Source organism: Pseudoalteromonas sp. bablab_jr011 (assembly GCF_016464045.1).
GTDB classification, from domain to species: domain Bacteria; phylum Pseudomonadota; class Gammaproteobacteria; order Enterobacterales; family Alteromonadaceae; genus Pseudoalteromonas; species Pseudoalteromonas lipolytica.
This window is the reverse complement of the sequence record NZ_JACDWU010000206.1, coordinates 1-3,352: the sequence shown is the minus strand read 5'-3', so window position 1 is coordinate 3,352 and position 3,352 is coordinate 1. Positions and strand designations below refer to the sequence as shown.

5 protein-coding genes and 1 pseudogene are annotated in these 3,352 nt (G+C 51.7%); 2 read left to right on the top strand and 4 right to left on the bottom strand.

From position 1 onward, the window contains the following. The coding region (locus JIG41_RS12325; protein ID WP_199524839.1) for a cation transporter at positions 1-236 on the bottom strand (236 nt) is incomplete at its 3' end. A gap of 345 nt (positions 237-581) precedes the next feature. Between JIG41_RS12325 and JIG41_RS22845 the strand changes: the two genes are divergently transcribed. Together JIG41_RS22845 and JIG41_RS22840 are read left to right on the top strand one after the other, a co-directional pair. Further along, complete coding sequence (locus JIG41_RS22845) at positions 582-1,280, top strand: FAD-dependent oxidoreductase (RefSeq protein ID WP_015066563.1); 699 nt, start codon at positions 582-584, stop codon at positions 1,278-1,280. Next, positions 1,192-1,560: a hypothetical protein gene (locus JIG41_RS22840; protein ID WP_223420022.1), complete on the top strand. Its 369-nt coding sequence runs from the start codon at positions 1,192-1,194 to the stop codon at positions 1,558-1,560. Before JIG41_RS22845 ends, JIG41_RS22840 begins: the two co-directional genes overlap by 89 nt. A gap of 40 nt (positions 1,561-1,600) precedes the next feature. Here JIG41_RS22840 and JIG41_RS12315 read toward each other — a convergent pair whose 3' ends face one another. From JIG41_RS12315 to cueR, 3 genes and pseudogenes are all read right to left on the bottom strand, one after another. Then, positions 1,601-1,954 carry a metalloregulator ArsR/SmtB family transcription factor gene (locus tag JIG41_RS12315; RefSeq protein WP_011788489.1) on the bottom strand — a complete coding sequence of 118 codons (354 nt, stop codon included), beginning with the start codon at positions 1,952-1,954 and terminating at the stop codon, positions 1,601-1,603. Between the two features lie 370 nt (positions 1,955-2,324). Beyond that, positions 2,325-2,533 (bottom strand): annotated as a pseudogene (locus JIG41_RS12310) (IS4 family transposase); the annotation flags it as partial. A 183-nt stretch (positions 2,534-2,716) separates the two neighbouring features. Further along, positions 2,717-3,142: a Cu(I)-responsive transcriptional regulator gene (cueR, locus tag JIG41_RS12305; RefSeq protein WP_011788488.1), complete on the bottom strand. Its 426-nt coding sequence runs from the start codon at positions 3,140-3,142 to the stop codon at positions 2,717-2,719. Between the last annotated feature and the right edge of the window lie 210 nt (positions 3,143-3,352).

Sequence of the window (3,352 nt, the reverse complement as noted above, 5' to 3'; positions counted from 1 at the left end):
GGTCGGCGCCCGAACCGGAATGCCGCGTATGCCAGAGCCAGCGCTGCTGCATCGGTCAGCATGTGGCCCGCATCGGCCAGAAGGGCCAGCGAGCCCGACAGCACGCCGCCGACAGCCTCCACGATCATGAAGCCGAAGATCAGGAAGAAGGACAGCAAGACCTTGCGTTCGTTAGCGCCGGTCACTTTTGGAGTGTGGTCATGGTCGTGACCATGTTCATCGTGCGATTGGGACATCAGGGCCTCGCGCAGAAATTAGGTGGTTGACTGTACGTAAAATATAATACATGAACATATGTTTATGCAATGTATTTTTAGCAAACCATACTAAGGACTGCGAAAGATGAGTGGCGGCGATGCGGCTATTTAGTACGCCTATCCTCTTGGCCACACCCTGTGCAGGTCGTCCACAATCAGGTCGTGATGATGTTGGCCCAGATCCAAGTGCTGACGCAGATAGAGGATGACCCGCCGGAAGGTTCGGATGGTCGTGAGCCAGATCGGACGGGGCGCTGGCTGGCCAAAACCGCAGCGCGAGCACCACGCAGGAAAGCGCCTGAAAACATCTAGGAGATTTCAATCATGGACACGAACTTCGACGTCATCGTCATCGTCATCGTCATTGGCGCCGGGCCTGGTGGCGACATCGCAGCGATTCGCGCCGAGCAGTTAGGCATGAATGTCGCCTGCGTCGATGCCTGGAAAACCAAGGAAGGCAAGCCTACCCAAGACGGTACATGCAACAACATCGGGTGCATCCCGTCAAAGGCGCTGCTGCAGTCGTCCAAAAACTTAGACCAAGCCAAGCACCACTTCGGCGCGCTCGGCATCATGTCCACGGGCGAGCTACGCATGGACGTGGCTGTGATGCTGGAGCGCAAGAATCAGGTCGTGAAGTCGAGCAACGAAGGCAAACTCTATCTGTTCCGAAAAAACAAGGTGCAGTTCTTAAACGGTCTGGCGTTTATGACTCGGGCCGCCGTCGGCCTTGAACTGGATGGGCGCGGAGCCGTCGTGGTGAACGGCGAATGGCGCACCAGCGTGCCCAGTATCTGGGCCATCGCCGATGTGGTGCGCGGCCTGATGCTAGCGCACATGGCAGAGGAAGAAGGTGTCGCTGTGGTCGAGCGCAGAAGGTGTCGCTGTGGTCGAGCGCATTGCAGGCCATCGCGGTCATGTCGATTTCAACACGATCCCCAACGTCATCTACACCAGCCCGGAAATCGCCTGGGTAGGTCGCACCGAGCAGCAGCTCAAATACGCGGGCGCAGCATATCGTAGCTGTACATTTCCGTTCATGGCTAACGGTCGCGCGCGTGCATTGAGCGAGACAGCGGGTCTCGTCAAGGTGATCGCAAATCCTACGACAGACGAAATCCTCGGCGTACATGTAGTCGGCCCGCAGATCAGCGAACTTGTGGCTGAGGCGGTCATCGCGATGGCATTCAATAAGGCCTCACTTGCGGTCGATAAGCGCGCTGAACTTCTGATTGATCAGAATTGGACCCGCATTCATCTCATTGAGTGTAGCCGCGGGCGGTCATACGGCCCCAGCTTGTAATAGATCGCAATCCGCATCGCAACGAGCGCTTCGCCCGCGGCTAATCGTCGTTGTGCTCTTCGACGATGTGAGTGGACATGTCCAGCAGCACTTGGTTCACATGCTTGTCGTCCACCTCATAGAAAATTTGCTTGGCCTGGCGCACCCCCTTCACAAGGCGGGCTCCACGCAGCAGCCGCAGGTGGTGACTGACCAGCGACTGCGAAAGCTCGAGGGATTCCGCGATGTCCCCAACCGAGGAGGAACCCTTCATGCAGCACAGCATTATTCTCAACCGAGACGGGTCGCCCAGTAGGCGGAAGGTCTCGGCCAGGATCGTAACGTCATTCTGTGACAAAGAAGCCAGATCGTCGCTTGCACCGCGGGGCGCGTTAACTTGTTTGCGTAAAGTCATTTCTCAAAAATTCCAACTCTCGAACAGCTACTCATGCCGTTCAGAATTAACGAGGCTGCGATAATTTGATCGCACTCGCCGACAAAGATCAGGAGACAGCCTGCGAGCCAAGGCGCGCCGCGTCTATGCGCAGCGAAATCGTCCAAACCAGCAGCGCTCAAAATAGGGCTTAACCTTACAACATAGTAACCCTCAAGTACCCTGTATGTCTAATTTCAATTTTGAGAAGACACCTTGAGCATGCCATTAACAAGTGCTGGTCGTGCCACCGTAGCAGCGATCAGCCTGCCCATCGAGGGCATGACCTGCACGAGCTGCATCGTCCGAATCGAGTGCGCCCTGACCAAGGTGCCTGTCTCTTGATCACATCTCATTGATCAAGAGACTTGGCTAACAGGTAACCTTCAAGGATGGTTTGTGGTAAAACTATCCTTCCCATAACCGCTCCCTGCCGACTCGTCCCGTCCTTTTTGAATCAAACCAACCCACTAATTTTCCGAGACTTATACAAACCCAATAAACACTTGGAGTTCGCTTCGGTACTTTTTTCTTTTCGACTTTTGACCACAGCAGCTTCCAATCACTCACAAACTTACTTGTTAGCACTGATTAAATAAAGTTGACTTTAATCATATGAATTTTAATAAATTAAAAATCAGGCCGCATGCGACCTCATCCTGACGACAAAGGTCTAGCTTTCGAGCTAAACTGCGTATTCCCACCCATGGCGATCACCTAATAACATTGAAGGGAGTCGAAAGTTTAAGGGCAGCTTTCTATGTCCTGCAGATGGGAAGTATCCGCGAGGTAGAGAGCCTTCAGTATTGGGCAGTCGGGTTTTTCATTTCCCGCGCAGCAAGCAGAGAGTGTGGTAAGAATTGATGCCATACGTTGAAATTCTTCAATTTTTAAGGTTAAATCATTAATATGAGATTCAACTATACTTTTAACATCTGCACTCTGACGCGAATGATTTCCCCAAAGAGAAAGTAACTCTCCTGCCTGTGACAGAGAAAAACCGAGATCTCGACATCGACGTATAAAATGTAACTTATAAACATCGGCATCTTTGTAGATCCGATAACCAGCCTCTGTTCTGGAGACTGATGGTATTAGCCCAACCTCCTCATAGTAACGAATCATTTTCGCCGAAACTCCCGATAAGCGGGCTGCATCACCAATGTTCATCTTCACCTCCCAAATGATTTTTACTAATACTGTAGTTAGCTTTAAGTAACATAGTTTCGGGTAACATTTATTGAAGGAAATTTCCTAATCCATTGAACCAAGTAACCATTAACCTGTTCCCAAAAATCTCACCAGCCCCCACCTAACTTCAGGTTAAACCTTCCCCTAACCGGAAGGTCAAGAGAAGTCGATAGATTTTTTGTATGATAT